The organism is Thioclava sp. GXIMD4215 (assembly GCF_045291555.1).
Taxonomy (GTDB): domain Bacteria; phylum Pseudomonadota; class Alphaproteobacteria; order Rhodobacterales; family Rhodobacteraceae; genus Thioclava; species Thioclava litoralis.
Genome location: NZ_CP149515.1, coordinates 1,571,901 through 1,598,080, shown reverse-complemented (window position 1 = coordinate 1,598,080; position 26,180 = coordinate 1,571,901). Strand labels below are relative to the sequence as shown.

General features: G+C 59.4%; 32 protein-coding genes. 19 read left to right on the top strand and 13 right to left on the bottom strand.

The genetic code is table 11. The features are described from left to right. Positions 1-26: 26 nt before the first annotated feature. The 9 genes from lpdA to sucC form a co-directional block, all read right to left on the bottom strand. Positions 27-1,412, bottom strand: coding sequence for a dihydrolipoyl dehydrogenase (gene lpdA / locus WDB86_RS07910; RefSeq protein ID WP_406720267.1), 1,386 nt, complete (start codon positions 1,410-1,412; stop codon positions 27-29). A gap of 63 nt (positions 1,413-1,475) precedes the next feature. Then, complete coding sequence (locus tag WDB86_RS07905) at positions 1,476-1,883, bottom strand: MAPEG family protein (protein ID WP_339109020.1); 408 nt, start codon at positions 1,881-1,883, stop codon at positions 1,476-1,478. Positions 1,884-1,890: 7 nt separating this feature from the next. Continuing rightward, positions 1,891-2,283: an MAPEG family protein gene (locus tag WDB86_RS07900; RefSeq protein WP_339109021.1), complete on the bottom strand. Its 393-nt coding sequence runs from the start codon at positions 2,281-2,283 to the stop codon at positions 1,891-1,893. After that, entirely contained in the window at positions 2,280-2,615 is a 336-nt protein-coding gene (locus WDB86_RS07895; protein ID WP_339109022.1) for a hypothetical protein, read from the bottom strand. Before WDB86_RS07895 ends, WDB86_RS07900 begins: the two co-directional genes overlap by 4 nt. A gap of 73 nt (positions 2,616-2,688) precedes the next feature. Continuing rightward, positions 2,689-4,197 carry a 2-oxoglutarate dehydrogenase complex dihydrolipoyllysine-residue succinyltransferase gene (odhB, locus tag WDB86_RS07890; RefSeq protein WP_339109023.1) on the bottom strand — a complete coding sequence of 503 codons (1,509 nt, stop codon included), beginning with the start codon at positions 4,195-4,197 and terminating at the stop codon, positions 2,689-2,691. Between the two features lie 3 nt (positions 4,198-4,200). Beyond that, positions 4,201-7,149, bottom strand: coding sequence for a 2-oxoglutarate dehydrogenase E1 component (locus tag WDB86_RS07885; protein ID WP_339109024.1), 2,949 nt, complete (start codon positions 7,147-7,149; stop codon positions 4,201-4,203). 72 nt (positions 7,150-7,221) lie between these two features. Continuing rightward, entirely contained in the window at positions 7,222-7,959 is a 738-nt protein-coding gene (locus tag WDB86_RS07880) for a hypothetical protein (protein ID WP_406735638.1), read from the bottom strand. 83 nt (positions 7,960-8,042) lie between these two features. Further along, positions 8,043-8,927: a succinate--CoA ligase subunit alpha gene (sucD, locus tag WDB86_RS07875; protein WP_339109026.1), complete on the bottom strand. Its 885-nt coding sequence runs from the start codon at positions 8,925-8,927 to the stop codon at positions 8,043-8,045. A 4-nt stretch (positions 8,928-8,931) separates the two neighbouring features. After that, positions 8,932-10,125, bottom strand: a complete 1,194-nt coding sequence (gene sucC, locus WDB86_RS07870) for an ADP-forming succinate--CoA ligase subunit beta (protein ID WP_339109027.1) — start codon at positions 10,123-10,125, stop codon at positions 8,932-8,934. A gap of 229 nt (positions 10,126-10,354) precedes the next feature. On the opposite strand from sucC, the gene WDB86_RS07865 reads away from it, so the two are divergent. Beyond that, positions 10,355-11,437 carry a glycosyltransferase family 2 protein gene (locus tag WDB86_RS07865; RefSeq protein WP_406735637.1) on the top strand — a complete coding sequence of 361 codons (1,083 nt, stop codon included), beginning with the start codon at positions 10,355-10,357 and terminating at the stop codon, positions 11,435-11,437. 76 nt (positions 11,438-11,513) lie between these two features. Here WDB86_RS07865 and mdh read toward each other — a convergent pair whose 3' ends face one another. Both mdh and WDB86_RS07855 read right to left on the bottom strand, forming a co-directional pair. Further along, a complete protein-coding gene (gene mdh, locus WDB86_RS07860; protein WP_406735636.1) occupies positions 11,514-12,476 on the bottom strand; it encodes a malate dehydrogenase in 963 nt (320 codons plus the stop codon). A 213-nt stretch (positions 12,477-12,689) separates the two neighbouring features. Beyond that, positions 12,690-13,016, bottom strand: coding sequence for a hypothetical protein (locus WDB86_RS07855; protein WP_339109030.1), 327 nt, complete (start codon positions 13,014-13,016; stop codon positions 12,690-12,692). 191 nt (positions 13,017-13,207) lie between these two features. Between WDB86_RS07855 and WDB86_RS07850 the strand changes: the two genes are divergently transcribed. The 13 genes from WDB86_RS07850 (at position 13,208) to WDB86_RS07790 (ending at position 22,017) form a co-directional block, all read left to right on the top strand. Beyond that, positions 13,208-14,068: a CoA ester lyase gene (locus WDB86_RS07850; protein WP_339109031.1), complete on the top strand. Its 861-nt coding sequence runs from the start codon at positions 13,208-13,210 to the stop codon at positions 14,066-14,068. 18 nt (positions 14,069-14,086) lie between these two features. Continuing rightward, complete coding sequence (locus tag WDB86_RS07845; protein ID WP_406735635.1) at positions 14,087-14,626, top strand: NnrU family protein; 540 nt, start codon at positions 14,087-14,089, stop codon at positions 14,624-14,626. Between the two features lie 11 nt (positions 14,627-14,637). Then, positions 14,638-14,841 (top strand): DUF1737 domain-containing protein, encoded by a 204-nt coding sequence (locus WDB86_RS07840; protein WP_339109033.1) that lies wholly within the window; start codon positions 14,638-14,640, stop codon positions 14,839-14,841. A gap of 29 nt (positions 14,842-14,870) precedes the next feature. Continuing rightward, positions 14,871-15,905: a MaoC family dehydratase gene (locus WDB86_RS07835; RefSeq protein WP_339109034.1), complete on the top strand. Its 1,035-nt coding sequence runs from the start codon at positions 14,871-14,873 to the stop codon at positions 15,903-15,905. A gap of 116 nt (positions 15,906-16,021) precedes the next feature. After that, positions 16,022-16,309, top strand: a complete 288-nt coding sequence (locus WDB86_RS07830; RefSeq protein ID WP_339109035.1) for an NINE protein — start codon at positions 16,022-16,024, stop codon at positions 16,307-16,309. A gap of 24 nt (positions 16,310-16,333) precedes the next feature. Further along, positions 16,334-16,582 carry a TM2 domain-containing protein gene (locus tag WDB86_RS07825; RefSeq protein ID WP_406720272.1) on the top strand — a complete coding sequence of 83 codons (249 nt, stop codon included), beginning with the start codon at positions 16,334-16,336 and terminating at the stop codon, positions 16,580-16,582. 360 nt (positions 16,583-16,942) lie between these two features. Next, positions 16,943-17,332, top strand: a complete 390-nt coding sequence (sdhC, locus tag WDB86_RS07820; RefSeq protein ID WP_339109037.1) for a succinate dehydrogenase, cytochrome b556 subunit — start codon at positions 16,943-16,945, stop codon at positions 17,330-17,332. Between the two features lie 11 nt (positions 17,333-17,343). Then, positions 17,344-17,715 (top strand): succinate dehydrogenase, hydrophobic membrane anchor protein, encoded by a 372-nt coding sequence (sdhD, locus tag WDB86_RS07815; RefSeq protein WP_339109038.1) that lies wholly within the window; start codon positions 17,344-17,346, stop codon positions 17,713-17,715. A gap of 29 nt (positions 17,716-17,744) precedes the next feature. Next, positions 17,745-19,556 (top strand): succinate dehydrogenase flavoprotein subunit, encoded by a 1,812-nt coding sequence (sdhA, locus tag WDB86_RS07810; RefSeq protein WP_339109039.1) that lies wholly within the window; start codon positions 17,745-17,747, stop codon positions 19,554-19,556. Then, a complete protein-coding gene (locus WDB86_RS07805) occupies positions 19,556-19,840 on the top strand; it encodes a hypothetical protein (RefSeq protein ID WP_339109040.1) in 285 nt (94 codons plus the stop codon). The genes sdhA and WDB86_RS07805 overlap by 1 nt, the downstream gene beginning before the upstream one ends. Positions 19,841-19,950: 110 nt before the next feature. Further along, the gene (locus WDB86_RS07800; RefSeq protein WP_339109041.1) at positions 19,951-20,730 is read left to right on the top strand and encodes a succinate dehydrogenase iron-sulfur subunit; all 780 of its coding nucleotides are present in this window, start codon (positions 19,951-19,953) and stop codon (positions 20,728-20,730) included. A gap of 181 nt (positions 20,731-20,911) precedes the next feature. Further along, positions 20,912-21,085, top strand: coding sequence for a hypothetical protein (locus WDB86_RS07795; protein ID WP_339109042.1), 174 nt, complete (start codon positions 20,912-20,914; stop codon positions 21,083-21,085). 71 nt (positions 21,086-21,156) lie between these two features. Continuing rightward, the gene (locus WDB86_RS07790; RefSeq protein ID WP_339109043.1) at positions 21,157-22,017 is read left to right on the top strand and encodes a DUF1989 domain-containing protein; all 861 of its coding nucleotides are present in this window, start codon (positions 21,157-21,159) and stop codon (positions 22,015-22,017) included. Positions 22,018-22,081: 64 nt separating this feature from the next. Here the strand turns inward: WDB86_RS07790 and WDB86_RS07785 are convergent, their stop codons facing one another. Next, positions 22,082-22,426, bottom strand: coding sequence for a metalloregulator ArsR/SmtB family transcription factor (locus WDB86_RS07785; RefSeq protein WP_339109044.1), 345 nt, complete (start codon positions 22,424-22,426; stop codon positions 22,082-22,084). A 226-nt stretch (positions 22,427-22,652) separates the two neighbouring features. Between WDB86_RS07785 and WDB86_RS07780 the strand changes: the two genes are divergently transcribed. From WDB86_RS07780 to WDB86_RS07760, 5 genes are all read left to right on the top strand, one after another. After that, positions 22,653-22,988, top strand: a complete 336-nt coding sequence (locus WDB86_RS07780; protein WP_339109045.1) for an AtpZ/AtpI family protein — start codon at positions 22,653-22,655, stop codon at positions 22,986-22,988. A 77-nt stretch (positions 22,989-23,065) separates the two neighbouring features. Beyond that, positions 23,066-23,827: a F0F1 ATP synthase subunit A gene (locus WDB86_RS07775; protein WP_339109471.1), complete on the top strand. Its 762-nt coding sequence runs from the start codon at positions 23,066-23,068 to the stop codon at positions 23,825-23,827. A gap of 60 nt (positions 23,828-23,887) precedes the next feature. Continuing rightward, a complete protein-coding gene (locus WDB86_RS07770; RefSeq protein ID WP_339109046.1) occupies positions 23,888-24,124 on the top strand; it encodes a F0F1 ATP synthase subunit C in 237 nt (78 codons plus the stop codon). A gap of 95 nt (positions 24,125-24,219) precedes the next feature. Continuing rightward, on the top strand, positions 24,220-24,789 hold the full coding sequence (locus WDB86_RS07765; RefSeq protein WP_339109047.1) for a F0F1 ATP synthase subunit B': 570 nt from the start codon (positions 24,220-24,222) through the stop codon (positions 24,787-24,789). Positions 24,790-24,793: 4 nt separating this feature from the next. Then, positions 24,794-25,351, top strand: coding sequence for a F0F1 ATP synthase subunit B (locus WDB86_RS07760; RefSeq protein ID WP_339109048.1), 558 nt, complete (start codon positions 24,794-24,796; stop codon positions 25,349-25,351). Between the two features lie 58 nt (positions 25,352-25,409). Here the strand turns inward: WDB86_RS07760 and WDB86_RS07755 are convergent, their stop codons facing one another. Then, complete coding sequence (locus WDB86_RS07755; protein ID WP_339109049.1) at positions 25,410-26,171, bottom strand: FCD domain-containing protein; 762 nt, start codon at positions 26,169-26,171, stop codon at positions 25,410-25,412. Between the last annotated feature and the right edge of the window lie 9 nt (positions 26,172-26,180).

Sequence of the window (26,180 nt, the reverse complement as noted above, 5' to 3'; positions counted from 1 at the left end):
CCCTTCCTGTTGCGCTCGAAGCCCGATCAGGCGTGGATTGCGCCGTCACCACAGGCCAGAGCCGCCTCACGGACCGCTTCCGAGAAGGTCGGGTGCGCGTGGCAGGTCAGGGCCAGATCTTCGGCAGAGGCGCCGAATTCCATCGCCACACAGACTTCGTGGATCAGGTCGCCTGCGCCCGGGCCGATGATATGCGCCCCGAGAATGCGGTCGTTCTCATCCACGATCAGCTTGGCGAAACCATCCGCCTGGAAGACGGCCTTGGCGCGCGCATTGCCCATGAAGGGGAATTTGCCAACCTTGTATTTCACGCCGTCTTTCTTCAGCTCTTCCTCGGTTTTGCCGACCGAGGCGACCTCGGGGGTGGTGTAGATCACACCGGGGATGACGCCATAATTGACATGGCCATGCTTGCCCGCGATGACCTCGGCAACGGCCATGCCCTCGTCTTCGGCCTTGTGGGCCAGCATCGGGCCGATGATCGCATCGCCGATCGCATAGACGCCTTTGACAGTGGTCTGCCAATGGGCATCGGTCTTGATCTGGCCGCGCTGTTCCATCTCGACGCCGATTTCCGCCAGACCCAGACCATCGGTATAGGGCTTGCGGCCGGTGGCCACGAGAACGGTATCCGCGTCGATGGTGACCTCGCTGTCATCCTTGCGCAGCTTGTAGGTGACCTTGGCCTTGCCGCCCTTGGTCTCGACCGATTGCACAGCCGCGCCGAGGACGAACTCCATGCCCTGCTTGGCAAGGATCTTCTGGAACTGCTTGGACACCTCGCCATCCATCGTGGGGGTGATCACGTCGAGGAATTCGACCACGGTCACCTTGGCGCCCAGACGCGCATAGACCGAGCCCATTTCCAGACCGATAACGCCTGCGCCGATCACAACGAGCGATTTCGGGATTTTTTTCAGCGACAGCGCGCCGGTGGAGGACACAACGGTCTCTTCGTCGATCTCGATCCCCGGCAGCGAGGACGGCACCGACCCCGAAGCGATCACGATGTTTTTGGCGGTGTGAACCTCATCACCGACCTTGACCTGACCGGCGGCAGGGATCGAGCCCCAGCCTTTGAGCCAAGTGACCTTGTTCTTCTTGAACAGGAACTCGATACCCTTGGTATTGCCGTCGACGACCTCTTGCTTATAGGCCTTCATCTGGTCCCAATCGACCGAAGGCGTTTTGCCCTTCAGCCCCATCTTGGCGAAGTTATGTTCGGCTTCATGCAGCTCGTGGGTCGCATGCAAGAGCGCCTTGGAGGGGATGCAGCCCACATTGAGGCAGGTGCCGCCCAGCGTCTCGCGGCCTTCGACACAGGCGGTTTTCAGCCCCAGTTGGGCACAGCGGATAGCGCAGACATAGCCACCCGGGCCGCCGCCAATCACGATCACATCAAATTCAGCCATTTTTTGCTCCTATCTGTCAGGTGCGGATTATATCAGTCGGGCAGGGATAGCCCCGCCCTCGTTTCAGATCAGGCCGATCAAAAGCACGGCCAGAGTTGCAAGAAGCCCGATCCCCCAGAACAGCGAACGCCACGGCGTCCAGCCCAGTGCATAGGCGGGGATAAAGGCGAACCTTGCGACAAGAAAGATGCCGCAAAGCGTGGTTGTCAGGGGGCCCGTCTGCCGTGTCAGTACCACCAGAAGCACCGCAGGCGTGAACAGGATGAGGCTTTCAAAGGAGTTGTTCATCGCGCGCTGGAGGCGGGCGGTCACCACCGAAAGCGGCTTGGCCGGAGGGGTGTCACGCGGGCTGAGCGCATAGCCGCGCGGCAGTTCCAGATTGGCGCGCACCGCAAACAGCACCATCAGGGCGATATGCAGCAGTACGGCCAGACCGAGCGCGCTAAGTTCGGGGGTGGTGAATTCGATCATGGGAGCCTCAGAGGATTGCCGACAGGATCATAACAAGCGTGGCCGCAAGACCCGCCAAGAAAATCACAGAGCGCCACGGCACCCAGCCGAAAGCATAGGCCGGAAGATAGAGCGCCCGCGCAGCCACATAGACCCAGGCGCAAAGCGCGCTCAGCCAGCCATTCGTGCCGGTGAACTGCACCATGACCACCGCAATGACAAACGGCCCGATATTCTCGGTATGGTTCGACAATGCACGGCGCAGGCGCAGGGTTTTTTCCGACAGCCGCGCCTCGAGATTCTCACGGGTGCCCAGATTCCCCTCCTTGCCGATATCGGCCTCGAGAGATCTTTGTGACCACAGCACGGCCGCCAGATGTATCAGCACGGTTGCGGCAAGGGCGTAGAGTTCGGGGGTCATGCCAGAACCCTTTCCGGTTTACGCAGCGCAAGCGAAAATCCTGCGATTGCGGCCAGAATGCCGTCCAGCAGCGGCCAGAAATTTCCAAGGCTCAGCCCGCCCGAAATGGCATGCAGGTAATGCAGCGCGCAGAGGGCAAGGGCAAACAGCCAGACCGGACGTTGCGGCGCGCGCAGAGAAAACTGGAGACAGAGCAGCAGAGCAAGGTCGACAACCAGAATGATCATATCGGTTGCCTCGGCCCGCCCCATCGCAAGGAACGCGGTGAGAGCCGGGAAATAGAACGCCCGAAGCGCAATCTCCGCCCAGATCATCCATCGTGCCAGTTGCATCAGTCTTGCCTCGAAACGCACCTGTAGGGGGTGCAGGGGTGTGGCGCCCCGTGACAGGGCGCCACATATCGGATTACAGATCCATCAGCAGGCGGCGCGGATCTTCCAGCGCTTCTTTCACGCGCACGAGGAAGGTCACAGCCCCTTTGCCGTCAACGATACGGTGGTCATAGGACAGCGCGAGATACATCATCGGACGGATCTCGATCTTGCCATTGATGACCATCGGACGGTCCTGGATCTTGTGCATCCCGAGGATACCCGATTGCGGCGGGTTCAGGATCGGCGAGGACATCAGCGAGCCATAGACACCACCGTTCGAGATGGTGAAGGTACCGCCCTGCATCTCTGCCATCGACAGCTTGCCGTCACGCGCGCGCTTGCCTTTTTCCGAGATCGCTTTCTCGATATCGGCAAAGGACATGCTGTCGGCGTCACGGATCACCGGAACGACCAGACCCTGCGGGGTGCCAGCGGCCACGCCCATATGGACGTAGTTCTTGTAGACGATCTCGTTGCCGTCGATCTCTGCGTTCACTTCCGGCACTTCTTTCAGAGCGTGGCAGCACGCTTTGGTAAAGAAGGACATGAAGCCCAGACGTACGCCATGTTTCTTCTCGAACATGTCTTTGTACTGGTTACGCAGCGCCATCACTTCCGTCATGTCCACCTCGTTATAGGTGGTCAGCATGGCGGCGGTGTTCTGGCTGTCTTTCAGGCGCTTGGCGATGGTGGCCCGCAGACGGGTCATCTTCACGCGCTCTTCGCGGGCTGCGTCATCGGCATTTGCGGTGCCGCGCGGCATCTGCACGGGGGCTGCCGCCACTGCCGGAGCAGGGGCCGAACCCGCTTTGGCCACATCTTCTTTCATGATGCGACCATCGCGGCCGGTGCCGGTGACCGAAGCGGGGTTGATGCCCTTTTCCGCCATCGCTTTTTCCGCCGAAGGCGCGTTTTTCACGCCTGCGCCCGAGGCCGCTTCTGCCGGTGCGGCTGCGGGGGCCGGAGCCGCTGCAACGGAGCCTGCCGATGCGCCTGCCATGATCACGGCCAGCTTGGCCGATGCGTCCACCGTGGTGCCTTCTGCGGCCACGATTTCCGACAGAACACCCGCAGCGGGGGCCGGAACCTCGACCGAAACCTTATCGGTTTCCAGCTCGCACAGCATTTCGTCCTGTGCGACCACATCGCCGGGTTTCTTGAACCAGGTCGAAACAGTGGCTTCGGATACCGACTCGCCCAGCGACGGAACCATCACATCCACGGCTTTGCCTTCGGAGCCACCCGCTGCCGGAGCCGCTGCCGCAGGGGCCTCGGCTTTGGGAGCGGTGGCTGCGGCTGCGCCGCCCTCGGTGATCATGGCCAGAAGCGCATCCACACCCACGGTGGTGCCTTCTGCGGCCACGATCTCGCCCAGCGTGCCTGCCGCGGGGGCCGGAACTTCGACGGTCACTTTGTCGGTTTCCAGCTCACACAGCATTTCGTCTTGGGCAACCGCGTCACCCGGCTTCTTGAACCAAGTGGCGACAGTGGCCTCGGTCACAGATTCGCCCAGCGTGGGGACGCGAACTTCGGTACTCATGGATTATCCCTCCAGTGCATCATTGACGAGCGCGTCCTGCTCGGCCTTGTGCGATTTCGCCAGACCCGTTGCGGGCGAAGCGGAAGCGGCACGGCCTGCATAGCGGGCGCGGGAATGTTTGGCGTCGAGTTTCGACAAGACCCATTCCAGGTTCGGTTCGATGAAGGACCAGGCGCCCTGGTTCTTCGGTTCTTCCTGACACCAGACCATCTCTGCGCCTTTGAAGCGGCTCAGCTCGTTCGTCAGCGAATTCGCGGGGAACGGGTAGAACTGCTCGACACGCAGCAGATAGACATCATCAAGACCGCGCGCATCGCGTTCGGCCAGCAGGTCGTAATAGACCTTGCCCGAACACATCACGACGCGTTTGATATCGGCATCGGGTTTGAGCTTCATATCGGAATTGCCTTTTTCCGCATCGTCCCACAGGACGCGGTGGAAGAAGGAACCGGTGATGAAATCTTCCTTGGTCGAGATCGCTTTCGGATGGCGAAGCAGCGATTTCGGCGTCATCAGAACCAGCGGTTTACGGAAATTCCGGTGGATCTGGCGGCGCAGGATGTGGAAGTAGTTTGCGGGCGTGGAGCAGTTCGCGACGATCCAGTTGTCTTCCGCGCACATCTGCAGGAAGCGTTCCAGACGCGCCGAGGAGTGCTCGGGGCCTTGGCCTTCGAAGCCATGCGGCAAGAGCATCACCAGACCGGACATCCGCAGCCATTTGCGTTCGCCCGAGGAGATGAACTGGTCGAACATGATCTGCGCGCCGTTGGCGAAGTCACCGAATTGGGCTTCCCAAAGGGTCAGCGCATTCGGCTCTGCCAGCGAGTAGCCATATTCAAAGCCCAGAACCGCATATTCGGACAGCGCCGAGTCGATCACCTCGTAGCGGGACTGGCCTGCCTTGATGTGATTGAGCGGGTAGTAACGCTCTTCGGTTTTCTGGTCGATGAAGGCCGAGTGACGTTGGCTGAAGGTGCCGCGGGTCGAATCCTGACCGGCCAGACGCACCGGATAGCCTTCCGACAGCAGCGAGCCGAACGCCAGTGCCTCGCCGGTTGCCCAGTCAAAGCCCTTGCCGGTCTCGAACATCTGGGTCTTGTTGTCCAGCAGACGCGCCACGGTCTTGTGCATGTTGAAATCGTCGGGCGCGCTTACCAGCGCCTTGCCGACTTCGTTATAGGTCTCTTCCGAGATCGCGGTGGAACCCGCGTCATAGACCTGACCCTCGCGCTCCATGTTCTTCCAGCGGCCATCAAGCCAGTCAGCCTTGTTCGGCTTGAAGGTCTTGCCCGATTCGAACTCTTCGTTCAGATGCGCCTGGAAGGCGGCTTTCATATCCTCGATCTCGCCCTCGGGGATCAGGCCGTCTTTCACCAGACGCTCGGTGTAAAGCTGCAGCGTCGTCTTGTGACCCTTGATGTTGGTATACATCGCGGGGTTGGTGAACATCGGCTCGTCGCCTTCGTTGTGACCGAAGCGGCGGTAGCAGAAGATGTCCAGAACGACGTCCTTGAGGAACTTCTGGCGGAACTCTGTCGCCACTTTCGCGGCATGCACAACGGCTTCCGGATCATCGCCATTCACGTGGAAGATCGGCGCTTCCACCATCAGGGCGATATCGGTCGGGTAGGGCGAGGTGCGCGAGAAATGCGGCGCGGTGGTGAAGCCGATCTGGTTGTTCACCACGATATGGATCGTGCCGCCGGTGCGGTGACCACGGATGCCCGACAGCTGCAGACATTCCGCCACAACGCCCTGGCCCGCAAAGGCCGCATCGCCGTGCAGCAGGATCGACAGAACCTCGCGGCGCTCGCTATCGTTCAGCTGGTCCTGTTTCGCACGGACCTTGCCCAGAACAACGGGGTTCACGGCTTCAAGGTGCGAGGGGTTCGCGGTCAGCGAAAGGTGGACCTTATTGCCATCGAACTCGCGGTCCGAAGACGCCCCAAGGTGATATTTCACATCGCCCGAGCCATCGACGTCTTCCGGCTTGAACGAGCCGCCCTGGAATTCGTTGAAGATCGCGCGATAGGGCTTCATCATCACGTTCGACAGCACCGACAGGCGGCCGCGGTGCGGCATGCCGATGACGATCTCTTTCAGACCGAGATTGCCACCGCGCTTGATGATCTGTTCCATCGCGGGGATCAGAGCCTCGCCACCGTCCAGACCGAAGCGCTTGGTCCCCATGTATTTCACATGCAGGAACTTCTCGAAGCCCTCGGCCTCGACCAGCTTGTTCAGGATCGCGCGGCGGCCTTCACGGGTGAAGGTGATCTCTTTGTCATAGCCTTCGATACGTTCTTTCAGCCATGCCGATTGCTCGGGGTCCGAGATATGCATGTATTGCAGCGCGAAGGTGCCGCAATAGGTGCGCTTCACGATCTCCATGATCTGGCGCATCGAGGCGATTTCCAGCCCCAGCACCTTATCAAGGAAGATCGGGCGGTCCATATCGGCATCGGTGAAGCCGTAGGATTTGGGGTCGAGTTCCGGATGCGGAACATCGTCATGCATTTTCAGCGGGTCGAGATCTGCGGCAAGGTGGCCACGGATCCGGTAGGCGCGGATCAGCATCAGCGCGCGCACGGAATCCAGAACGGCGCGCTGGATCGCGCCCTCGTCCAGCTTGACACCTTTTTCTTCGGCTTTCTTGCCGATTTTCTTGCCTGCATCCTTGGCTTCGGCCACGGGCCATTCGCCAGTCAGGGCCCCCATGATCTCGCTCGGCGCCGAAGCCGGCCAGTCACGGCGTTCCCAGCTGGGACCGGAGGCCGATTTCTTGACGCTGGTTTCATCGTCATGCAGGGTGCGGAAGAACTCTGCCCATGCCGCGTCGACCGAGGTCGGATCATTGGCAAAACGGGCATAGAGCTGCTCGACATATTCGGCATTGCCCCCCTGAAGGAAGCTGGATGCCTGGAATTGGCTGTTTGGAGATTCGTCGTTCATATGGTCACCTGTTCAGGTGGATGGGTTTGGAGCGGCCCGCGCGTGTCGCGGACCGTGATACGAAGTTGGGCCTTACTTGCTGTAAGGCGAGATGTAGGGCTGGCTCGCCGCAGACAAGCCCGCGGCATGTGCACAGCCGTCAGAGTATTTGGACCAGTCATTGGCGCTCGTGCACCGAGCTGCCTGTCCGTTGACGATTGTCCCGTTGGTGCGGGCGCTGTTGGCCACCGCATAGCCTGTGTCACCGGTCGGGGTGGTGCCCGCCGGAACCTTGCTGCGACCGACAATAGGCCCTGTGGTGATTGGGCCGGGGGCGGCTTTCACCATCTGATCTTGAATTTCCGAACCGGCGGTGTCGGCCTGCTCGTGAATTTTTCCGCTCCCCCAATAGTTACCCGGACCACAGGCCGTCAGCCCGACCGCGCAAGCCCCCAGCAAAGCGGCTTTGCCCAGACGGAAGAAACTGGTTGTCTTCGTGGTGTTCATGTTGAAAGCCCTTCTTCGCGGCATGTTTGCGCGTGCCATGCGGACGCCATTTGCAGAGTAAGTCGGAGAGAAAGTTTCCGCATTATCAAGAGCTGTCGCTCCGCGCGCGGAAAACTGCATAGAGTTAAGAGAAAAACTCCCTGATACCGAAGCATGCGGAATGATCGCGTGGCCCAAAGCAGAAAGGCCACCCTGACCAGGCGCGGTCCGGGTGTTTTTAAGCAAGTCTGCAATCCGTCTTTTCATCATTCCGTCCTCTACCCGACCTTTTATCGGGCTGACGTTTTCGAAAGCGACCTCGGAAGGGCAAAACAGAGAAGCCATCTCTGCTCAGCTCTGCCGAGCGGCACCCAATCGGCGCCGAGGGCCCGCGCAAATCACCTGCGCGGGCACCGGTAGTCAAGTCCTTAGCCTTTGATGGCTTTCATCACGGCTTCGCCCAGCGTTGCGGGGCTGTCTGCCACGACGATCCCTGCCGATTTCATGGCTTCGATCTTCGATTCCGCATCGCCTTTGCCGCCAGCGACGATTGCGCCTGCGTGGCCCATGCGGCGGCCCGGAGGGGCCGTGCGGCCTGCGATGAAGCCCGCAACCGGTTTCCAACGGCCTTTTTTCTTCTGCTCGGCGAGGAATTCTGCGGCTTCTTCTTCCGCCGAACCACCGATTTCCCCGATCATGATGATCGACTGGGTTTCCGGATCGTCAAGGAACATGTCGAGCACATCGATATGCTCGGTGCCTTTGATCGGGTCGCCGCCGATGCCCACAGCCGAGGACTGGCCCAGACCCATATCGGTCGTCTGTTTGACGGCCTCGTAGGTCAGGGTGCCCGAACGCGACACAACGCCGACCGAGCCACGCTTGTGGATATGGCCGGGCATGATGCCGATTTTGCAGGCGTCGGGGGTGATGACGCCCGGGCAGTTCGGTCCGATCAGGCGCGATTTGCTGTCGATCAGCGCGCGCTTGACCTTCATCATGTCGAGCACCGGAATGCCCTCGGTGATGCAGACGATCAGTTCCATTTCCGCGTCGATCGCTTCAAGGATCGAGTCGGCCGCGAAGGGCGGGGGAACATAGATCACGGTCGCATTCGCTTCGGTGACATGCTTGGCTTCATGGACCGAGTTGAACACCGGCAGGTCCAGATGCTTCTGGCCGCCTTTGCCGGGGGTCACGCCGCCAACCATCTTGGTGCCGTAAGCGATGGCCTGTTCCGAGTGGAAGGTCCCCTGCGAGCCGGTGAAGCCCTGACAGATGACTTTGGTGTTTTCGTTGACGAGAACTGCCATGATCTTAGCCTTTCACCGCTTTCACGATTTTCTCTGCGCCGTCCGACAGGTTGTCTGCGGCAATCACGTTCAGGCCGGAAGTCGCAATGATTTCCTTGCCTTTTTCGACATTGGTGCCTTCAAGGCGGACAACCAGCGGAACCTGCAGGCCGACTTCTTTCACGGCGGCCAGAACGCCTTCCGCGATGATGTCGCAGCGCATGATGCCGCCGAAGATGTTGACCAGAATGCCTTTGACGTTCTTGTCGGAGGTGATGATCTTGAAGGCCTCGGTGACCTTTTCTTTGGTCGCGCCGCCGCCCACATCAAGGAAGTTCGCAGGCTCTGCGCCATAGAGCTTGATGATGTCCATCGTGGCCATCGCCAGACCCGCGCCATTCACCATGCAGCCGATTTCGCCGTCGAGCGCGATGTAGTTCAGGTCGTATTTCGACGCTTCGAGTTCCTTGGAATCTTCCTCGGTCTCGTCGCGCAGGGCCTGGATGTCGTGGTGACGGTAAAGCGCGTTGCCGTCAAAGCCGACTTTGGCGTCCAGCACCTTGAGGTTGCCATCGGGCATGACGATCAGCGGGTTGATCTCGAGCTGCTCCATGTCCTTCTCGATGAAGGCTTGGTAGAGCTTGGCCAGAAGACCGACCATCTGTTTGACCTGACCCCCTTCGAGACCCAGCGCGAAGGCCACACGGCGCCCGTGATAGGCTTGGTAGCCCGCCGCCGGATCGATCGAGAACGACAGGATTTTTTCGGGGGTCGCTGCGGCGACTTCCTCGATATCCATACCGCCTTCGGTCGAGCATACGATCGACACGCGGCTCGACTGGCGGTCTACCAGAAGCGCCAGATACAGTTCGCGGTCAATGTCCGAACCGTCTTCGATATAGATGCGGTTGACCTGCTTGCCTGCGGGGCCGGTCTGGTGTGTCACCAGCGTCTTGCCCAGCATTTGCTTGGCCATCGCTTCGGCTTCTTCCACCGATTTGGCCAGGCGCACGCCGCCCTTTTCGCCGGCTTCCGGCTCTTTGAAATGGCCTTTACCACGGCCACCGGCGTGGATTTGTGCCTTCACAACCCAAAGCGGTCCGTCGAGTTCGCTTGCTGCGGTCTTGGCCTCCTCTGCCTTCAGAACCGCGCGACCCTCCGAAACCGGGCAGCCGTAGCTCTTGAGGAGCTGCTTCGCCTGATATTCATGAATGTTCATGATCTCCGTCCCATGCTGGTGCGATTTGCGGCAGACTGGTACAGATTGTCGCAGGCTGACAAGCTCAAATTGCCCTGCGCGCTCAGATGTGAGCGGAAATCCGTCTTTTGTGATCACAGCCTTATCGGGTGTGATCACAAGCAAGATTCTGTTAGCGATTCAACTTTCGCTTGGGCAAAATGGGTCGAATCTTCGAAGCCTGATCGTAACAGGGGAAAGTGATGTGCCAATGACAATGTCGAACCGCGCGCCGGATCATCCGCAATGGGCTGTGGTCGGCTTGATGGACGAGCCCGCCCCCCTGATGGCGGCTTGGGTCGCCCATCACGTGGCCATCGGGGCAGGGGAGGTGCATGTGGTCTTCGATCGTCCCGACCCGCCGACCGAGGCGCTTTTGCGCGGCGTCTCGGGGTGTTTCGTCCATCGTTCAGGCGAGGACGGCTGGGCGCTGCACTGGAAGGCGCGGCGCCCGAACCGCCATCAGGCGCGGCAGAAATATCATGCGACACGGATCGCGAATGAAACTGCGATGGACTGGATAATCCATTGTGATGCCGATGAATTCGTCCATCTTGAACGCCCCTTGTCATGGGAACTGGAAAAGACCCGCGAGAAGGCGTGGCTACGGCTGGAAGTGCTGGAGCGGACCTTTGTTCCGGGCGTCACGGGGGGCGATATCTTTCAGGGGGTCTTCCGCAAGCGCTGGGATGCGTTTGCCGAAGAGGGGGCGGCGTTCTACGGTCCGCGCGCGCGGTTTCTCAACCGTGGCGTCTCGGGGCATATCGCGGGTAAGGCCTGTATGCGCACGGGGCAGGGCTATGTGCTGGGGGTGCACCATCCGACCGAGCATTGGGACGCACCGGGCGGGACGGTCACCCTGCCTTACCGGCCTTCCTATAACGCGCGCCTGACGCATTTCGACGGGCTCACCCCTTTGCATTATATCCTTAAAATGATGCGCCGCGCGCTGACGCAGGTTTCTGGCGCGCCGGTGCCCTATGCGGCGCCGAGGGTGGCGCAATTCGAGGAGGCGGCGCGTCTGGCGCGGGATCCGCAGGCATTGTGGGATCACTGGTTTGCGGTGCAAGGGATGACCGAGGCGGAAGAGGTGGCTTTGGTGCAGCGCGATCTGGCCGAGCGCATTGCCTGCCCTGTCCTGTCGCATGCGCAGGCCCTGTTTCCCGAGCTTGATTTCTCGCCTGCGGGCTTTGACCGTTTGCTGCTGGAGCATGAAGAGGCATTGGTGGCCAAGGCAAAAGAGAGGCTGGGCTTTGATGCGCAGGCTTTTCTGGCCGAAGCCTTTACCGGTTAGCGCAAAGGTCGGGGCGAAGACAGAATGCAAAAGGCGCAGCCGAAGCCGCGCCTTTCACGTGAAACATCGCTATGGCTCAGGCCAGCGAGCTGTCGATACCTTTGCAGGCCTCGACCAGACCGTTCACCGCGTCAACCGATTTGTCGAACATGGCTTGCTCGTCTTTGTTCATCTTGATGTCGACAACACGCTCGATGCCGCCAGCACCGATCACGGTCGGCACGCCGACATACATGCCGTCAAGGCCAAGCGCGCCTTTGACATAGGCCGCACAGGGCAGAACGCGCTTCTGGTCCTTGAGATAGGCTTCCGCCATCTCGATCGCCGAAGTCGCCGGAGCATAGAAGGCCGAACCGGTTTTCAGCAGGCCAACGATCTCGGCGCCACCGTCACGGGTGCGCTGGATGATCGCGTCAAGCTTCTCTTGCGTGGTCCAGCCCATCTCGACGAGGTCGGGCAGCGGGATGCCGGCAACGGTCGAGTAACGTGCCAGCGGCACCATAGTGTCGCCGTGGCCGCCCAGAACGAAAGCGGTGACGTCTTTCATGGAGACGTTGAACTCGGTCGCGAGGAAGTGGCGGAAGCGGGCCGAATCCAGCACGCCTGCCATGCCGCAGACTTTCTCGGCGGGCAGGCCGGAGAATTTCTGAAGCGCCCAGACCATCGCGTCGAGCGGGTTGGTGATGCAGATCACGAATGCGTTCGGGGCATATTGCTTGATGCCTTCGCCGACCGATTTCATGACTTTGAGGTTGATGCCCAGAAGGTCATCGCGGCTCATGCCGGGTTTGCGCGGCACGCCGGCCGTCACGATGCAGACATCTGCATCTGCGATATCGGCATAGTCCGTGGTGCCTTTCAGCGTGGCGTCAAAGCCTTCGGACGGGCCGGATTCGGCGATGTCCAAGGCTTTCCCCTGCGGGGTGCCTTCGGAAATGTCGAACAGGACGACGTCGCCAAGTTCTTTGAGGGCTGCAAGATGGGCGAGAGTACCACCGATCTGACCTGCGCCGATAAGCGCAATCTTGGGTCGGGCCATGAATTCCTCCGTCGTGGGATGGATATAAGTGACGGGTGATGGGTAGGGGGTTTTTAAGCTTTAGGCAAGAGCAGCGCACGGTTTCCTGCAGCTTAAGCGTGTTATGTATGCCGTGGTGTACGGCCCCGCCAGCAGGGAACCTGAGTGACTACAATCACTTATCCGTGACAGCCGCCGTAGCCCTTGGCGCAAAAAACCCGTTTTTCTGGGCCACTAGATCTCTTTTTTGGGTCTGTATGTGTCGGAGGTTTCAACCTTTTGGGGCGCGGACTTATAGTTCAGCCCCGAAGCGATCAGGCAACTTGTTCCATTGGGGGTGGTCGCAAGCAGCGTCCATGATCCGCTCTCTGCCGCGAAGAGTTCCATCAATGTATTATTGGCGGCAATGCCGGTACTGCGGCGTGTTTCCTGATAGCGGTTGGCAAGTTCGACAACGATATCGGCCCGTTTGCCACAGGCATTTGTCTCGGCCCGCAGGTTTTGCGCGGCAAGGATAAGCGCGAGGAAGCCCAGAGAGAGGGCAAAAAGCTTCTTTTGCATGAATCGCCCATTGGTTGTGATATGTCCTGTGCACTAAACTGCGCTCAACTCGCGAAAAGAAGGTTAACGGCGCAGAAAGAAACCGGGCTGCCGCGCATAAAAGGAATATTCTGCGTCGCGGCAGAAATTATGTTGCAATTTGTTTTCTTTTTGTGATCTTTTATTCCGCATCGAAGGATGGGAGGAGAATCATGTCGGCACAGCCTTATCGCTCGGTGCTTTATATTCCGGGGTCGAAAGAGCGGGCGCTTGAAAAAGCGACGGGTCTTGAATGTGACGCGATCATCTTCGATCTCGAGGATGCCGTGGCGATTGATGAAAAGGTCAATGCGCGGGATATTCTGGTTTCGGCTTTGAAAACAGCCGATTATGGCAATCGTGCGCGGATCGTCCGGGTGAACGGGCTGGACACTGATTGGGGCCGTGAAGACGTGCTGAGCATGGCGCGGGCCCTGCGCGAGGGCGCGAAGATCGATGCGATCCTGATCCCCAAAGTGAATACACCTGCCGATCTGGACGCGGTTGCCGATCTGGTGGCGGAAGTGCCGCTTTGGGCGATGATGGAAACCTCGCTTGGGATGCTGAACGCGCAGGCCATTGCCGCCCATCCGCGCTTGCAGGGCATGGTCATGGGCACCAATGATCTGGCCAAAGAGCTTGGTTCGCGTTTCCGTGCCGACCGTCTGCCGATGCTGCCGGGGCTTGGCCTGTGCCTGCTGGCCGCCAAGGCCTATGGCAAGATTATCGTCGACGGGGTGTATAATGCCTTCAAGGACGAAGAGGGGCTGCGGGCTGAATGTGATCAGGGCCGTGATATGGGCTTTGACGGCAAGACCCTGATCCACCCCGCGCAGCTTGCGGTTGCCAATGCCGCCTTCGCGCCCTCCGAGGCCGAGATCGATCTCGCCCGACGCCAGATTGCGGCCTTTGACGAGGCGCAGGCCAACGGGCAGGGCGTTGCGGTTGTCGATGGTAAGATCGTTGAAAATCTGCATATCGTGACAGCGCGGCAGATCCTTGCAAAAGCAGAGGCGATCTCCGCACGGATTTAAGCCAAGCGGAGTAAGCCAATGATCCTTCTTATCCTCGGTGTCGTTATCTGGGCACTGGCGCATTTGTTCAAACGGCTGGCGCCCGAAGCGCGCGCGAAGATGGGTCCGCAGGGGCGGGCGATGGTTTCGGGGCTACTGGTCCTGTCGCTTGTGCTGATGGTCATCGGCTATCGCAGCGCCGACGGGGCATTTTTCTGGGGGCGCAGTCCTGCCGTGACGGGGATCAACAACCTGTTGATGCTGGTTGCCGTCTATCTCTTTGCGGCGGCGGGGATGAAGACCAAGATCGCGCAGGTCTACCGCCATCCGATGCTGCTGGGCGTGGTCCTGTGGGCTGTGGCCCACCTGCTGGTCAATGGCGACACGCCCAGCTTCGTGCTCTTTGGCGGCATCGGCATCTGGGCGCTTGTCGAGATGGTGCTGATCAGCCGCACGGCGTGGGTCCGGCCCAAAGGCAAAGGTGTCAAGATGGAGATCTTCGCGATCCTTGGCACTGTTATTGTATATGGCGCAATCGCGCTTGTGCACTATGCCTTTGGCTATCCGGTTTTCGGCTAAAGGAGCGGGACATGAAGGCTTATCGTTTTCTCACGGCAGATGATACGAGCGAATTCTGCCACAAGGTCACCGAGGCGCTGTCCAAGGGATGGGTGCTGCAGGGCGATCCGCAATATGCGTTTGATGCGGCCAAGGGCGTGATGCGCTGCGGGCAGGCGGTGACGAAAATTGTCGAGGGCGACTATTCGCCCGATCTGAAACTGGGGCAGCTGTAACGCGCCCCTGAAACGGGAGGAGTGCGGGCATGGCCAAGACGAATTCGGGCCGGTTCTTCGAGGATTACACAGTGGGGCAGGTGCTGAAACATGCCGTGCCCCGCACCGTATCGGGGGGGGAGAGGGCGCTGTATCATGCGCTTTATCCGGCGCGTGGGGCGCTGTATTCCTCCGATGCGTTCGCGCGGTCCTGTGGCCTGCCTGCCTCGCCCATCGATGATCTGGCGACGTTCCATGTGGTCTTTGGCAAGACGGTGCCGGATGTGTCGCTGAATGCCGTGGCCAATCTGGGCTATGCCGAGGGGCGCTGGCATCTTCCGGTCTATCCGGGTGATACGCTGCGCGCTGAATCCGAGGTGATCGGGCTCAAGCAGAATTCCAACGGCAAATCCGGTGTGGTCTATGTCCGCACCCGTGGTCTGAACCAGCGTGACGAGACGGTTATGGACTATGTGCGCTGGGTGATGGTGCGCAAAGGCAATCCCGATGCGCCCGCGCCCGAGACCGTGCTGCCCGATCTGAAGACGGTGGTGGATCCGGCAGATCTGGTGCTGCCCGAGGGGCTGGACTTCACGGGCTATGATTTCGACCTTGCGGGCGAGCCGCATCGCTGGGGCGATTACGAGATCGGCGAGAAGATCGACCATGTGGATGGCGTCACGATTGAGGAAGCCGAACATATGCTGGCGACCCGCCTTTGGCAAAATACCGCCAAAGTGCATTTCGATGCGACCTTCCGCCCTGACGGCCAGAGGTTGATCTATGGCGGCCATATCATCTCTATGGCGCGGGCCTTGTCTTTTAACGGGCTGGCCAATGCGCAGATGATCGTGGCGCTCAATGGCGGCGCGCATGCCAATCCGTGCTTCTCGGGGGATACTGTCAAAGCATGGTCGGAAGTGATTGATAAGGCTGAAACTTCCGCACCCGGAGTGGGGGCGTTGCGGTTGCGTCTGGTGGCAGTAAAGGCGACAGCCTCCCCCTTTGCCCTGCGCGGCGAGGATGGCAAATATCTGCCCGATGTCCTGTTGGATCTGGACTACTGGGCGTTGTGCCCGATGTGATCGTAATGCATTGAATTTCAATGCATTCGGAAATAGGAAAGTGTTTTTAGGGGTTGATCGCGCGGCCAAGGTAACGCAAACGGCTCACATTGTTGCGACCCGTTTTGAGACCTGTAATGAGTGCCACGCGATCTCCTAAATCCTACGGAACTGCGGTTTGCCTATGCGGCATCTTCGGTGTGATGGGTGTCCATCACTTCTATTTGGGAAATATCTTGCACGGGTTGGTCGACTTCGCCCTGTTTGTCGTCACCATCGCATTGTTCCTGCATGACAATCCGTTGGCCCTTCTGTTTTTGCTGGCGGATGTGCTGCATACGATCATCGTGTTCTACAAGCTGATCACGGAACAGGAGCGGGATGGACAGGGGCGGCTGGTCTGCCTTGCATCAACACCTGTTTGACCTTCCCTCATATTGGAGATTTCCATGACCGCGACCCCGATCGAGCCGCAAACCACCGCTATGGCGGAATCGACCAAGGGCTTTGTGCCTGCCGTGCTTCTGTGCTTCTTCCTTGGTTCGCTGGGCGTGCACCGTTTCTATCTTGGCAAGATCGGCACCGGCATTCTGATGCTGCTGACCCTTGGTGGTCTGGGCATCTGGTCGCTGATCGATTTCGTCCGCCTTGTGGTCGGTTCGATGAAAGACAAGAACGGCCTGCCGCTGCGCCGCTAAGCGCCGCCTCGTCTGTGTTTCGATGCCCGCGATGCCTCTTCGCGGGCATTTTCCGTGGAATAATCGCCCCGAATACAGCCGCGACTCTCTGAATGTGTTTTTGTAAACTGACAAAAACACTCATGAATTGTTAGCGCTGAAAATGTGATCACGCTGCGAATTCATGTGATCACAAATGAAATTTTCGTATCTCTTTTGAGTGAAACAGCACAAATTTTCTAGTCGTGGCGCGTGACACCTGCGACAGATCGTCCTATGCATGTGCCAGACATTATTCCGGCCAGCCCCGCGGCGCCCGTAGCAATAGCCGATCGTCTTTTGCCGCGCGAATTTCGGGGCCAAGCGACAGAGGGACCCACTATGGCAGAAACGAAACGGGTTGAGAGACCCCTTTCCCCCTTCATGATCGGGCAGTATTACCGCCCGCAGATGACCTCGATCTCATCCATCACCGTCCGCATCACCGGCATCGCCACCTTCGGCTTTGCGGTGCTGATCGTGCTCTGGCTGTTGACGGCTGCCACCTCGGCGGGTGCCTTCGCCGTTATGGACGGCCTGCTGCGCAGCTTTATCGGTGACCTGCTGATGATCTGCGCCGTCTGGGCGCTTTGGTACCATATGCTTGGCCGCCTGCGTCACGTGATCTGGGATTTCGGCTATGCGCTCGACATCAAAAGCTCCGAGACCATGGGCCGCGGCATGTTCATCGGGGCCACTGTCCTGATGCTCTTCACTATCATCGTGCTCTGAGGAGGGTGGCTATGAGATATCTTACCGATCGTAAGCGCGCCGTAGGTCTCGGGGCTTCGGGCGGCGGCACGCAGCATCACTGGAAGATGATCGTCAGCTCGATCCTGATGGTCATCGCGGTTCCGGTGTTCATCTTTACCTTTGGCGCCGTCTATGGCGGCAGCTACGAAGAAGTCATTGCCTTCTTCAAAAATCCGGTTGCAGCGATCGTCGTCGGTCTGACGATGACCGTGATCATCAACCACGTCAAACATGAGGTCCATGAGGCAATCGAGGACTACATGCACGGCACTTGCGAAAAAATGGCGATTGTAGCGACCTCGGCTCTGGCGAATATCCTGATCGTGGCCGGTCTGTTCTCTCTCGTCAAAATTGCGCTCTAAGCGCAAGACTCCGATTAGGAAGATCTGATATGGCTTCAGCTTACGAATACGAGACGCATAAATATGACGTCGTGGTGGTCGGTGCCGGTGGCGCCGGTCTGCGCGCGACGCTGGGCATGGCGGAACAGGGTCTGCGCACCGCTTGTGTCACCAAGGTTTTCCCGACCCGTTCGCATACGGTGGCAGCACAGGGCGGTATCGCCGCCTCGCTGGCCAATATGGGCCCCGATAACTGGCAGTGGCACCTTTACGACACCGTGAAGGGGTCCGACTGGCTGGGTGATACCGACGCGATGGAATATCTGGCGCGTGAGGCCCCGAAGGCCGTCTACGAGCTTGAACATTACGGCGTGCCGTTCTCGCGCACCGAAGAAGGCAAGATCTACCAGCGTCCCTTCGGCGGCCACACCACCGAATTCGGTGAAGGCCCGCCCGTGCAACGGACCTGTGCCGCCGCCGACCGGACCGGTCACGCGATCCTGCACACGCTTTACGGTCAGTCGCTGAAGAACAACGCCGAATTCTACATCGAATATTTCGCCATCGACCTGATCATGTCGGAAGACGGCAAGTCCTGTGTGGGCGTGCTGTGCTGGAAACTGGATGACGGCACCTTCCACCTGTTCTCGGCGAAAACCGTCGTTCTGGCGACCGGTGGCTATGGCCGCGCCTATTTCTCGGCCACTTCGGCCCATACCTGCACCGGCGACGGTGGCGGCATGGTGGCCCGTGCGGGTCTGGCGCTGCAGGATATGGAATTCGTTCAGTTCCACCCGACCGGCATCTATGGCTCGGGCTGTCTGATCACCGAAGGCGCGCGCGGCGAGGGTGGTTACCTGACCAACTCCGAAGGCGAGCGCTTCATGGAGCGTTATGCACCGACCTATAAGGACCTGGCGTCCCGTGACGTGGTCTCGCGCTGCATGACGATGGAAATCCGCGAAGGTCGCGGTGTGGGCGAGCATAAAGACCACATCTTCCTGAACCTCTCGCACCTTCCGCCGGAAGCACTGCACGAGCGTCTGCCGGGCATCTCGGAATCCGCGAAGATCTTTGCGGGCGTCGATGTGACCAAAGAGCCGATTCCGGTTCTGCCGACGGTGCACTACAATATGGGCGGTATCCCGACCAACTATTGGGGCGAGGTCATCAACCCGACCGCAGACAACCCCGATGCCATCGTTCCCGGCCTGATGGCTGTGGGCGAGGCGGGCTGTGCCTCTGTGCATGGTGCCAACCGTCTGGGCTCGAACTCGCTGATCGACCTCGTGGTGTTCGGTCGTGCGGCGGCGCTGAAAGCGGGCGAGATCCTCGACCCGAACGCGCCCAACCCTGCGATGAACTACAAGGCGGTCGATGCGGCCTTCGCGCGGTTCGACGCGATCCGCTATGCCAAAGGCGGTACGCCGACGGCAGATCTGCGTCTGGAAATGCAGCGCACGATGCAAGCCGATGCGGCCGTGTTCCGTACCGACAAGACGCTGGCAGAGGGCGTCGAGAAGATGAAGGCCGTGGCCTCCAAGATCGACGATCTGTCCGTGACCGACCGTTCGCTGGTGTGGAACTCGGATCTGATGGAAAGCCTCGAGCTGACCAACCTGATGCCGAACGCGATGGCGACCATCGTTGGTGCAGAGGCCCGCAAGGAATCGCGCGGTGCCCATGCCCATGAGGATTATCCGGATCGCGACGACGTCAACTGGCGCAAGCACTCGATCATGCGTGTGGAAGGGGCGAATGTCGACCTGACCTATCGCCCTGTCCATATCGACCCGCTGACCAAATTCGAGGATGGCGGCATCGATCTGGCCAAGATCAAGCCGAAGAAGCGGGTCTACTGATGCGGGGGCGGCTGGGGCTGGCTCTTGGTAGCGCGCTTGCGCTGCTGGGATGCGCGAAGGTTCCGGTCGCTCAGGCAGAGAAAATCTGCCTTACGCGTGTGCAAGAGGCGCGTCCGATCTCCGGTTCTGTGGGATTGGGCGTGCGGGACGGAAAACCGGCAACGGCTTATGATGTCAAACTCGGGATTTCTACGGACACGTTCCGCGACCCGAGCGAGGTTTATAAGAATTGCGTGTATCAGTATTCCGGCCAACTGCCACAAACACCGCTTTATGACAGGTGATCCGCTGCCCGGGAGGTCCGGGCACGGTTGCGAGATTTATCCGAGGGGCTTCGCGACGAAGCTAGATACGCAGCGGCGCCCCTCGTCCACACATGATCGGAGGTAGAAACATGGTTCAGTTTTCCCTACCCAAGAATTCGAAGATCCGGGTCGGCAAGACCTGGCCGAAGCCGGAAGGCAAAAACGTCCGCAAATTCCAGATCTATCGCTGGGAGCCGGAAGATGGTGAGAACCCGCGGGTCGACACCTATTTCGTCGATCTGGCGAAATGCGGCCCGATGGTTCTGGACGCGCTGATCAAGATCAAGAACGAGATCGACCCCACGCTGACCTTCCGCCGCTCGTGTCGCGAAGGGATCTGCGGGTCCTGCGCGATGAATATCGACGGCCATAACACGCTGGCCTGCATCTTCGGTCTCGACGAGATCAAGACCGATGTGGTCAAGATCTACCCGCTGCCGCACATGCCGGTGGTGAAAGACCTGATCCCCGATCTGACGCATTTCTATGCGCAGCACGCGTCGATCATGCCGTGGCTGGAAACCAAGACCAACCGTCCGGAAAAAGAGTGGAAGCAGTCCATCGAAGACCGCAAGAAGCTGGATGGTCTGTATGAATGCGTTATGTGCGCGTCCTGCTCGACCTCCTGCCCCAGCTACTGGTGGAACTCGGACCGCTACTTGGGTCCGGCAGCCCTGCTGCACGCCTACCGCTGGATCATCGACTCGCGCGATGAGGCCACCGGCGAGCGTCTGGATGCGCTGGAAGACCCCTTCAAGCTGTATCGCTGCCACACCATCATGAACTGCACCAAGACCTGCCCGAAAGGTCTTAATCCGGCGAAATCCATTGCCGCGATCAAGCAGATGATGGTCGAACGCGCGGTCTGATCCGTATCTCCATGCTGTTGTCCCGCCCCCGCTTTGTCGGGGGCGTTGGCATTTTAAAGGCACGTTTTGCATATTGCATTGCAGCGAATGCATGTAAGCCTTGCGGTTGTGCCCATAGCCAGACGTCATAAAAGCTTTATGTAGGCGTGCAGGGAGGAACTCGGAAACACTGGAGAGTTCCATGAATCAAATCGTCAAATTCCCCGAAACGGCCGAGTCCGCTCTGAAGCATGAAGACGCTCTTGCCTATTATGTGCCCAGTTCGCGGGTGGAGGCATCGGCCCGGAAGGATATTGAGGAGAAGCCGGCAAACATCGCTGTTCTTGATGAGATGTATGGCTACTATACCGCCTGACCTCCGGTCTTAGGGCAGATGGAAACCCCGGTTGGATTGGCCGGGGTTTTGTCGTTTTAGGAGAGGTCTTCATGAAGTTAGCTACCCCCGAGCATGCCGCGCCCCAAGATGCGGCGGCTCGCAAATCCATCGCGCCGGTGATCTGCTATCCGGTGGAGACCCTGCCCAAACCGGATCTTGCCGCCTATCGCGCGGCACGGGCAGGGGCCACGAAGAGTGACGAAGTGATTGTGCCCCCGCGTGACGGGCGCTGCTTCCATGTAAAGGCGGGGCAGTTCTTCCGGATTTCTTCTGTGGAGGGGCCGCAGGTCGGGGATCTCAACCTGTGGTCGGCAGATTTCTCCGAACGTTTCTACTCGGGAAAGACCCGCGCGCTGCATGGCACCCATCTTTCGACCGGCGACCGGTTCTGGTCATCCTTTCCGACGCTGCGCCCGATGGCCACGATCGTGGATGACAGCCTTGACTGGTACGGGATCGATGCCGATGGCGGTTCGGTCCATGATGTGATCGGCACCCGTTGCGACCCCTATACCCATGCTTTGCTCAGTGACGGGGCGCAGTATCATCATTGCTGCCATTCCAACCTGACACGCGCATTGGTGCAAGAGACAGGCATGGCGCTGGCGGAGGCCGAGCGGCATGTGCATGATGTCTTCAATATCTTCATGTGCACCGGTTTTACCCGCGACACGGGGCAGTATTTCATGAAAGCGAGCCCTGTCCGGCCGGGCGATTACATGGATATCTTCGCCGAGATCGACCTTGTCGGCGCGCTGTCGGCCTGTCCCGGTGGAGATTGCTCTGCCGAGCATAGCTCGGACACTGCCGCCTGCTATCCGCTCAAGGTCGAAATCTTCACCCCCGAAGCGCCGCCCTCGGGATGGGTGTCACCGGCCCGCAACCGGTATTGCGGCACGCACGGGCTGTAACCCCTTCGGGCAAGACAGGGCAGGGGGGGCTGGAACGAAGATTCCGGCCCCGTCGTCTTTTCTCTTACTCTTCGGGAAGCCGGAGTTCGCTTTCCACAAACCGCTCGAACGCATCAAGATCTATCGCCTGAAACTGGCCGAAACTCTGGATCCAGATGATCGCCTCGCTCATGGAGGTGGGTTCGAGCTTGCACCATTTCACCCGACCGCGTTTCTCCTGACTGATAAGCCCTGCCTGACTGAGGATCGCGAGATGTTTCGAGATCGCGGCCAGCGAGATGTCGAACGGGCTGGCGACATCGGTCACCGCCATATCGTCTTCCAGAAGCATGCGCAGGATCTCCCGCCGTGTCGGGTCAGCGAGGGCGGCAAAGATCGTGTCGAGATGGGTCGGTGCGGGCGCGGTCATGCGCTACCTTATTGAGCTTTTTCAACAATGGTCAACCGATGGGTTGAATTTGCATTTTGAGCCAATTCACCGATGCGGTCATATTGTCGCAGCCATTCCGCTTTGCCGAAAGGATGAAAAAACAAAGAAAGCAATGGGTTGAGAAAGTTTCTTGATGGCGCCAACAGCGTTGACTCACTGCGCCGTGACGTCTATCACAGCCTTAACACGACCAAGGGCCTGAGAGATGAGCAACGAGCCTGATCCCGAACGTTTGAAAGCGCTCGAAGACCGGCTTGCGAAAGTCTCCAAGCAGGCGTCTGGGCAGGCCGAGGACGCACCGCGCGGCGGTGTCGCGCAATCCGAGCTTGCCTGGCGCATGGTCATAGAGCTGGTGTCGGGGCTGGGGATTGGTTTCGGGATCGGCTACGGGCTTGATGTCCTGTTGGGAACGCTGCCGATCTTCATGATCATCTTCGTTCTGCTGGGGCTGATTGCGGGGGTGCGCGTGATGATGCGTACCGCTGCAGAGATAAATGCGAAACCTGAGGCCGGTTCTGCGGCTGATGAAGAGGGAAAATAGACGTGGCGGAAAGCACTTCGAACGCCAATGGTTCGTCCAAGATGATCAGCTACATCTTGTTCGCCGTTGTGATCCTGATGCTCCTCATTGCGATTGTGACCGAAGGGTCGGGCGAGATGGCTTTCCACCCGATGGACCAGTTCGTGGTCTCCCCTCTGGTGGGTGAGGGTCCGGTGCACTGGTATACGCTTACCAATGCAACCCTGTGGATGGCGATTGCCATCATCGCAATCGTTCTGGTGCTGGTTGTCGGCACCCGTGGCCGCGGCATCGTACCGAGCCGTGCGCAGTCCATTGCCGAGCTGTTTTACGGCATGGGCCATAAGATGGTCGAAGACATCTGTGGTAAAGAGGGGCTGAAATTCTTCCCCTATATCATGGTGATCTTCTCCTTTATCACTTTCGCAAACTTCCTCGGCCTGCTGCCGATGAGCTTTGCCACCACCTCGCATATCGCTGTCACCGCTCTGCTGGCACTTTTCGTGTTCGTCGCCGTGACCGTGATCGGTTTCATCAAGAACGGCATGGGCTTCCTTGGCCTGTTCTGGGTGACTGCGGCACCGCTGCCGCTGCGTCCGATCCTTGCGCTGATCGAGGTGATCTCTTACTTCGTCCGCCCCGTTTCGCATTCGATCCGGCTTGCGGGCAACATCATGGCCGGTCACGCGGTGATGAAGGTTTTCGCAGGCTTTGCCGCCATCGCGCTGATCTCTCCCGTGTCCGTGCTGGCCATCACTGCAATCTACGGCCTCGAAGTGCTTGTTGCCTTCATCCAGGCCTATGTTTTCACGATCCTGACCTGCGTCTATCTGAAAGACGCGCTGCATCCCGCACACTAAGGTCGATCCAAGGATCGCGTTAATCTACTCAAGCCAATTCCAACTTTAGGAGTGACGACTATGGAAGGCGATATCGTTCAAATGGGTGCTTACATCGGTGCAGGTCTGGCTTGTATCGGTATGGGTGGTTCGGCAATCGGTGTGGGCACCGTTGCAGGCAACTTCCTGTCGGGTGCCCTGCGCAATCCGTCGGCAGCCGCTGGTCAAACCGCAACGCTGTTCATCGGCATCGCATTCGCAGAAGCACTGGGGATCTTCTCGTTCCTCGTCGCTCTGCTGCTGATGTTCGCCGTCTGATCCCTTTTTCGCAATCTTGCGGACGGAGGGGCCCCGACGGGCCCTTCCGAGTTTGAGACAGGGTCGCGTGCCTGCGACCCGAGAGGGACAACGACATGGCAACAGAACACGAAGCCGCCGAAATGGCGCATGGCGCAGCCGAAGCTGCTCATGGCGGGTCGCACGGCGCCGAAGCTGTAGGCATGCCGCAGCTCGACTTCTCGACCTATCCCAACCAGATCTTCTGGCTTCTGGTCTCGTTGGTCGTGATCTACTGGGTTCTGGCAAAAGTCGCTCTGCCGCGGATCGCATCCGTGCTGGCCGACCGTCAGGGCACCATCTCGGGGGATCTAGCCTCCGCCGAGGAATTCAAGCTCAAGGCCAAAGAAGCCGAGGCCGCCTATGAAAAGGCCCTCGCAGATGCTCGCACCAAAGCGCAGGCGATTGTCGCCGAGGCCCGTGCGGACATCCAGAAAGACGTGGATGCGGCAATCGTGAAAGCGGATGCCGAGATCGCGGCCAAAACGGCGGAAAGCCAAGCCAAGATCGCAGAGATCGAAGCAGGGTCCCGCGCGGCGGTGGAAGCCGTCGCCAAGGAAACCGCGCTGGAAATCGTTGCGGCTCTGGGTGGCAAGGCCGATCAGGCCAGCGTTGCTGCGGCTGTCGACGAACGGTTGAAAGGATAAGGTCATGAAGAAACTTGCTGTTCTTGCTGCCCTTGTTGCTGCTCAGCCTGCCTTTGCAGCCTCCGGCCCGTTCTTCAGCCTGCATAACACCAATTTCGTTGTGCTGCTGGCCTTCCTGACCTTCATCGGTGTGCTTTTCTATGTGAAAGTCCCGACGATGCTGGGTGGTCTGCTGGATAAGCGCGCCGCAGGGATCAAATCCGACCTCGAAGAGGCGCGCAGCCTCCGCGAGGAAGCCCAGTCCATTCTTGCCACCTACGAGCGCAAATCGCGCGAAGTGCAGGTTCAGGCCGACGAGATTGTCGCCAATGCCAAGCGCGACGCGGAATTGGCAGCCGCTCAGGCCAAGAAAGATCTGGCGGAGTCGATCGAACGTCGTCTGAAATCTGCCGAAGAGCAGATTGCTTCGGCGGAAGCCGGCGCGATCAAGGTTGTGCGCGATCAAGCGGTTTCGGTCGCAATCGCTGCGGCTGGTAAGGTGATGGCCGAGCAGATGTCTGCTCAGGACAAAGCCGCCCGTATCGATGCGTCGATCACCGAGGTTGCACAGCGCCTGCACTGAGCTTTCGCGGTCAGCATAAAGACAAAACCCGGCCAATTTGGCCGGGTTTTTTATTGGATCAGCTCCGTTGTTGCAGGCGCAGCCTTGCGGTTTCCTCATTCTTGAGCGCCTTGCGGTTATGCGTCATCTCGACTTCCACGAAATTCATATGCGCGGCCACGGCCTCGCGCGCGGCGATACCGTCACGTTTCTGGATGGCCTCGTTCATCGCGCGGTGCTGGTTGAGCAATTCGGCACGGGTCACGCGGTTTTTGAACAGCATGGAGCGGTTATAGAACACGCCTTCGCTGAGCAATTCGAACATGGCGCGCATCATATGGAGCATGATGACATTGTGGCTGGCCTCGACGATGGCAAGGTGGAATTGCGCATCCAGCGCCGCCTCTTCGGTGTAGCTCCGTTTGGAATGGGCGGCTTCCATCCGTTTGAAAAGACTGTCGATCACCTGCAGATCGGTGTCGGAGGCAAAACGGGCAGCGCGCTCGGCTGCCAGCCCTTCCACATCACGGCGGAAGGCCAGATAATCATAGACCGCCTGATCGGAGGAGGAAAACAGCCGGATCAGTGCAGGCGAAAAGGCCGAGCCCAGAACATCGGCCACAAAGACCCCCGCACCGGCACGGGTGCAAAGCAGCCCCTGATCCTGTAGCTCCGATATCGCTTCGCGCAGAGAGGGGCGGGAGACGCCCAGCCGTTCGGATAATTCGCGTTCTGACGGAAGCCGTTCGCCGGGCCGCAGGATGCCTTGCAAGATCAGTTCTTCGATCTGTCGGACAATGGCTGTTGCAAGCTTTTCGGATTCAATCTTTCGAAACGGCATTGCTGGCAC